Here is a 5,726-nt window from a genome sequence, read left to right as displayed (position 1 = left end):
TCCAAACTTTTGGAAACGCTGACGCTCCTCGTCTGCCCGATCTACAACTGCGACGGCAACGAGAAATGGGGCGAGGGCAAGCGCAACCGGGGCTCGCAAGACGGGCCGGAGCAGATCGGGGACCGGGCCAATGGCGCGGGGCTGGATCTCAATCGCGACTGCATGAAGGCCGAGTCGCCGGAGATGCGCGGCGTACTGGAGCATGTCTATAGAAAACATGACCCCGCGGTTGTGATGGATCTGCACACCACCAACGGCACGCGCCACGGCTACCATCTGACCTACTCCCCTCCCCTTAACCCTAACTCTGACCCCAGCGTACTCGGCTACGTCCGCGACTCACTCCTTCCCACGGTGCGAAAGCGCCTAGAAAAAGAGAAAGCCTGGAAGCTCTTTGACTACGGCAACACGGAGCGTCGCGGCACGGAGCGCGTCTGGGCGACCTTTGGTGAGGAGCCACGCTACGTCACCAACTACGCAGGCCTGCGCGGTCGGCTTTCGATTCTCTCCGAGGCGGCGAGTTTTCTGCCCTTTGAGACGCGCGTCAAAGTAACCTATGATTTTGTGCTCGCGATCTTAGAGGAAGCCGCCAAAGACAGCGCAAAAATCCAAAAGCTCGTCAAAGACGCCGACACGCGCCGCCGGAGTGAGCTAGGCGTGCGCTTCGAGATGGCGAGCCGGGGCGCGGAGAGTATTCCGCTGGAGAAGCTTGGCCCAGATGCCGAGACGGATCACCGGAAAGCCCCCAAGGAGCTGGATCAAGTCACCCTACCCATCTGGGATCGGTTTAAAGCAATAACCTCGCGTCCTGTGCCAAAGAGCTATATCCTCCCGAGCAACAGTCCTCTCATCGGCCTTTTAGAGCGTCATGGGATCAAGGGAGCGCAGGCTCCCTACAGTGGCCCAGTACAGACATTTACGGTGCGCCAGAGGACAGCGGCACGGACTCTGTTCCAGGGACATCGACTGGTTCAGCTAGAGGGAGAGTGGAGCGAGGCAAAGGACGAGAGCCTCACCGGCTATATTGTCGCCACCGATCAGCCCCTTCAGGCCCTGCTCTTCCACCTGCTGGAGCCCGAGAGCCTGGATGGAGTGTTTGCCTGGGATCTGGTTCCCAATGAGGGGCCTCTCGCCCTTCGGAGGATTCCCAAAAAATGAGCTGGGAGTTTTCGACGCACGATTTACAGACCGATGAGGCTGAGGGAGTCACGATTCGCTATGAAGTGCACGGCGATGGCTTGCCCGTTATGCTGCTTCATGGCTTCTCTAGCTCGTTTCGGCGCAACTGGCACGGAGTTGGGTGGACACAGGCCTTTGTGGAAGCGGGGCGCAAAGTGATCGGGCCGGACTTTCGGGGACACGGAAAGAGCAGCAAGTTCCACACCTACGATGCCTACTGGCCCAGCAAGCTCTGCCGCGATATTGCTGCCGTCCAAGATGCGGAAAAGGCAGTGCCAGCGGATATTCTGGGATTCTCGATGGGTGGTGGGCTGGCGCTGCAGTACGCCATGCTGCATCCGGGGCGCGTGCGGCGGCTGGTGCTGGCAGGGATTGGGGATAAAGTCCTACGCACGAAAAATATCCCCATGCTCCCCAGCATTATTGCGCAGGCGCTGGAGACCGATCACCCGGAGAGCATTGAGTCGCCGGTAGGGAGGCAGTTTCGTAGCTTCGCCGCCAAGACCAACAACGATCTCTTGGCACTGGCGGCGATGATGCGTGGGCCAGGCTGGCCAGGGCGTGTGGATGAGCGGCAGCCCTTGACAGTCCCGACGCGGGTGATTCTTGCGGAGAACGACACGTTCATGCCTGAGACGGAGCGCCTGCGAGAAGCGCTTCCAAGCGCAGAGTTTGTGACGGTGCCGGGGACAGACCATCTTAGCTTGGTGCTCTCACCGGAGTTCAAGCGACTGGCTACAGGGTTCCTGAGCTAAGGCAGCGCATGGGCGATGAGCGCAGCCGTGCCTACCGAGCAAGTGGGATCGGTACCAAGGCTATTGACCGTGTAGGTTCCACCACGTGGACAGGTGGGGGTTCCTCCCTTGATGTAGGTGGCTGTCCCTACGCCACAAAATACCGATAGCGCAGGCATCGTGGCCCCTTGTACCAGACGGTTGTCCATGGCGTACTGCTCCTTAGCAGAGTCAATCTGCCGGAGGTTACGAATGCACGAACGGGCTTGAGCGACCTCACGGCTTCGGCGAATACTAGGGGATGCGATTGCAAAAATCACACTGACAATCGTAGAAACCATCATCACTTCCACAAGAGTAAAGGCTTTGCGTTTCGTACGAACAATCTTCATGGCTATATCCTATGTAGAACTATAGTTTTTTTTATAAAGAACTATTTAGGGCAAGATATGGGGTGCAAACGGATTTGCCGCATTTATCCCGACAGAGCAAGTCGGGTCGGTGGCTGTATTCCCAACGGTATATGTTCCATTTGAAGGACAGACAGGCCCACTCCCTCGAATGTAGTCGGTCGTGCCATTGCCGCAAAGGGCAGAAAGAGCGGGCATCGTCGCTCCTGAAGCCAAGTGATTGTCCATCGCATACTGCTCTTTAGCGACGGTAATGGTTCGCAAGTTCTTGATGCAAGCACGTGACCGTGAGACTTCGCGAGCACGCAAGAAGTTAGGAACGGCGATTCCGATGAGAGTGGTAACAATCATGAGGGTCACCATGATCTCGATCAAGGTAAATCCTTCGCGACCTCGTTCGCGACCTCGTTTTTTGGTATCAGGCTGTTCCAGCATATAGTCATTATTGGTAGAGTAGAAATTACCCTCAGTAGGCAGTCAGGGTAGAATAGGACGTGACTTTTGATCAGGCGGTTCGTTTTCTCTCAAATCGAATCCTATTTTCCCCTAAAAAAGACCCGACACGCCTCAAGTTCTTACTCGCAGCCGTGGGCTCTCCGCAGGAAAAACTAGCAATTATTCATGTAGCCGGAACCAATGGCAAGGGCTCCGTGACCACCATGACCTCCGCGATTCTTCAAGCGGCGGGCTACTCGGTCGGTGCCTATCTCTCGCCCTATGTCTTTGATGTCCGGGAGCGCTGGATGGTCAATGGGCAGCCGATCTCGGAAGCCGAGCTGGCACGGCATGTGGCGGAGCTGGCCCCGCATGTGGAGGCGATGGAGCGCCATGGCGAGTACGGCGCGATCACGGAGTTCGAGCTTAAGACGGCGGTGGCCTTTAAGCACTTTGCAGAAGTGGGCGTGGACTATGCGGTGATCGAGGTGGGAATCGGGGGCACCTACGACTCCACCAATATCATCCCGCCGCCGCTGGTGGCCGCGATTACCAGTATTGGCTTTGACCACATGAGCCTGCTGGGAAACACGCTCGGGGAGATCGCGAGCCAGAAAGCGGGGATTCTCAAGCGCGGCACACGCACCTGCGTGACTCCGGTGACAGAGCCCGAGGCGCTGGCAGCAATTCAGACGAAGGCGGCGCTGGAAGGCGTTCCGCTGTGCCACGTCTCCGGCAACGAGCTTCCGGCAAGCGTAAATCTAGCCCTGCGTGGCCCGCACCAGCGCACCAATGCCAGCACCGCAACCTGCCTTGCACGGACTTTAGGAATCCCCGAGGCGGCGATTCGGCAAGGTCTGGAAACGGCGACGCTTCCCGGTCGCTTCCAGCTCTGCCAGAGTCGGCGGCTAATCTTGGACGGGGCGCACAACGAGGACGGTGCCCAGACACTGGCGGCGGCGCTCCGTGAGGAGTTTCCAGGAGAGAAGTTCACGTTTGTGATGGGCTCGAAGCAGAGCCACGCCCCCGGCCCCTTTCTCGCAGAGCTGGTTCCCCTGATAGACTCACTGATCGCCACAGAGCCGTCGTTTAAGCCCACGCCCATCGCCGAGGTGATTGCCGCCGCCAACGCCCTGGGCCTGAGCGTACAGCGTATCTCACGCGTCCCCGAAGCCATCCACGAAGCCCTCAAAAGCCCCCTGCGCGTGGTCGTCACCGGCTCGTTCTATGTGGTCGGCGATACTCCAGAAGCGCTTCGTTCTGGGTAAAATAAGCCCATGACAGATTTAGAGACACTGCTGGAGTGTGCAGGCACGCTGAAGCAGAAGCTGGTGGCCTTTGGGCAGACCCCCAAAATGAGCGAGCAGTTCGCGGAGATGATCTTCGACATGACCGAGGGCGTGATGGGCCTCGACGACATCCCCGACGATGCGCTGATCTCGCTCTTAGAGTCGTTTCTCTTTGAGTGGCAGCTCCCCGACGGACTGACGCCGCGCGAGAGGTTCCTCAAGACACAGAAAAAGACGCTCTCGCCCGAGGAGCAGGCGCTTCTGGCAAGCTGGAGCGACCGGCGCGAGGGGATTTTCTATATCGAGAGTGTCGAGAACGGAGTTATTAGCGCCTACAACCTCGTGGACGACATTACCTACTCTGTGGTCGCCAACCAGGGTCTTGTCGGCGCGGCCCCGTTCAAAGTGCGGCACTTTTTCTTCAGTGGGATCGTCCCGCTGGAGACCTACTGGATGCTCAGCGGCGAGCAGCGCCTGTTCACGCCCGACGAAGCCAGCGATGCTCTGGAGAGTGCACAAGAGCTGCTGCAAGCCGATCCTGCCAGCGCTTTTCGTAAGCCCGAGCGCCTTGCCGCAAGCCGTGAGCAGGCCCGCGAGTTCTGTGCCTCGTTTATCGAGTGTTTCAGCGGAGAGATCATCGTCATCGCGCCCGAAGAGCTCCCCGAGACCCTCCAGCGCTTCTTTCACCACCACACGTTTGTCCACAAAGGCCCCGACGGCAAGACAATTGCGGAGCGCGTGGGAGAGACGCCCGAGCTTCCCCTGCCCCCCACGGACCTGGAAGAGGCAGAGTTCACCAGTATAGGCCTGATCGCGCACCCGGAGCAGGGTTTGTGCATGTTCCCCGAGTACGGGACGATCCTAGAGGCGTTTGAAAAGCCCGCTCTGGCGGCGAAGGGCTACCACCGTCAGATTGTCCAGGAGTATGTCGAGCTACCCGATGTCCCCGTCTTTGCACTAGAGCGTCTTGCCCAGCAAGATAGCGTGCGCCTCAGCCAGATGATCCAGAAAGCCATGGGTAAGAAAAGCTTCACCTGGGAGCGCGACAGCGCCGTGCTCCTGGCAAAGTACAAAGACGAGAACGCCCAGGCGGGTTTCCTGAGCTTCTCCAGCGTGGACACCAGCCGCTTCGCCGACCTGCTCACGGATTGAAATCCGTGGCTACAATAGCCTGCGGCTGCGAAGCCCGTGCCGGGCTGGGAACATTTGTAGCCCGGCACGGGCTTTGCGGCACACAGTGCCACTGACGACGCCTAATTTATTGGGCGGACGGCGCGGAGAGCTGCCCGAGTCGCTCGGTGAGCTTGCTTTGCTTATCGAGAAGCTCCGCATGCTGCGTGCGCGTTTTTGTCACCACAGCCTCGGGAGCACGCTCGGCGAAGCTGGGATCGTCGAGGCGCTTATTAAGCACCGCAAGATCAAGCTCGATCTTTGCCAGATCACTCTCAATGCGTAGCTTCTCCGCCGCCAGCTCCTCAGGCGTCACTTCGGGGCGTGGCAGACGCACATCCCCAAAGCGCGTGGGTTGCAAGTAGCCATCGCTCGGCCCCGCACCGATCACGAGCGTGAAGCGTGTCAGGAACTCGATGATTGCGCGATTGCTCTCCAGAACATCGGGGTTGGTCGCGGCTACAAACGCCTCGCCGCCCTTCTTGAGGTTGTTAACCGCCTGCACATTG

At 59.0% G+C, this 5,726-nt stretch carries 6 protein-coding genes and 1 pseudogene; 4 read left to right on the top strand and 3 right to left on the bottom strand.

What is annotated here, in order from left to right:
• Positions 1-1,158, top strand: a 1,158-nt coding sequence (locus AC1XOS_RS19010) for a M14 family metallopeptidase (protein WP_481963793.1), incomplete at its 5' end; no start/stop codon positions are given.
• A complete protein-coding gene (locus AC1XOS_RS19005; RefSeq protein ID WP_481963792.1) occupies positions 1,155-1,934 on the top strand; it encodes an alpha/beta fold hydrolase in 780 nt (259 codons plus the stop codon). The genes AC1XOS_RS19010 and AC1XOS_RS19005, both read left to right, overlap by 4 nt.
• Here the strand turns inward: AC1XOS_RS19005 and AC1XOS_RS19000 are convergent.
• Together AC1XOS_RS19000 and AC1XOS_RS18995 are read right to left on the bottom strand one after the other, a co-directional pair.
• A complete protein-coding gene (locus AC1XOS_RS19000) occupies positions 1,931-2,305 on the bottom strand; it encodes a competence type IV pilus major pilin ComGC (RefSeq protein WP_481963791.1) in 375 nt (124 codons plus the stop codon). The genes AC1XOS_RS19005 and AC1XOS_RS19000 overlap by 4 nt on opposite strands.
• A gap of 45 nt (positions 2,306-2,350) precedes the next feature.
• Positions 2,351-2,758, bottom strand: coding sequence for a competence type IV pilus major pilin ComGC (locus AC1XOS_RS18995; RefSeq protein ID WP_481963790.1), 408 nt, complete (start codon positions 2,756-2,758; stop codon positions 2,351-2,353).
• Positions 2,759-2,817: 59 nt separating this feature from the next.
• Here AC1XOS_RS18995 and AC1XOS_RS18990 point away from each other — a divergent pair, with 59 nt between their 5' ends.
• Positions 2,818-4,026 carry a bifunctional folylpolyglutamate synthase/dihydrofolate synthase gene (locus tag AC1XOS_RS18990; RefSeq protein ID WP_481963789.1) on the top strand — a complete coding sequence of 403 codons (1,209 nt, stop codon included), beginning with the start codon at positions 2,818-2,820 and terminating at the stop codon, positions 4,024-4,026.
• Between the two features lie 9 nt (positions 4,027-4,035).
• A complete protein-coding gene (locus AC1XOS_RS18985; protein WP_481963788.1) occupies positions 4,036-5,199 on the top strand; it encodes a hypothetical protein in 1,164 nt (387 codons plus the stop codon).
• Between the two features lie 106 nt (positions 5,200-5,305).
• Here AC1XOS_RS18985 and AC1XOS_RS18980 read toward each other — a convergent pair.
• Positions 5,306-5,726: pseudogene (locus AC1XOS_RS18980) on the bottom strand (hypothetical protein); the annotation flags it as partial.

Source organism: Armatimonas sp. (assembly GCF_964826245.1).
The sequence above is the reverse complement of the archived record's forward strand: the minus strand, read 5'-3'. Positions and strand labels throughout refer to the sequence as shown.

Excerpts from the sequence above, each read along its gene's own strand:
- AC1XOS_RS19005 (WP_481963792.1), top strand. The coding sequence starts at position 1,155 with ATGAGCTGGGAGTTTTCGACGCACGATTTACAGACCGATGAGGCTGAG.
- AC1XOS_RS19000 (WP_481963791.1), bottom strand. The coding sequence starts at position 2,305 with ATGAAGATTGTTCGTACGAAACGCAAAGCCTTTACTCTTGTGGAAGTG.
- AC1XOS_RS18995 (WP_481963790.1), bottom strand. The coding sequence starts at position 2,758 with ATGCTGGAACAGCCTGATACCAAAAAACGAGGTCGCGAACGAGGTCGC.
- AC1XOS_RS18985 (WP_481963788.1), top strand. The coding sequence starts at position 4,036 with ATGACAGATTTAGAGACACTGCTGGAGTGTGCAGGCACGCTGAAGCAG.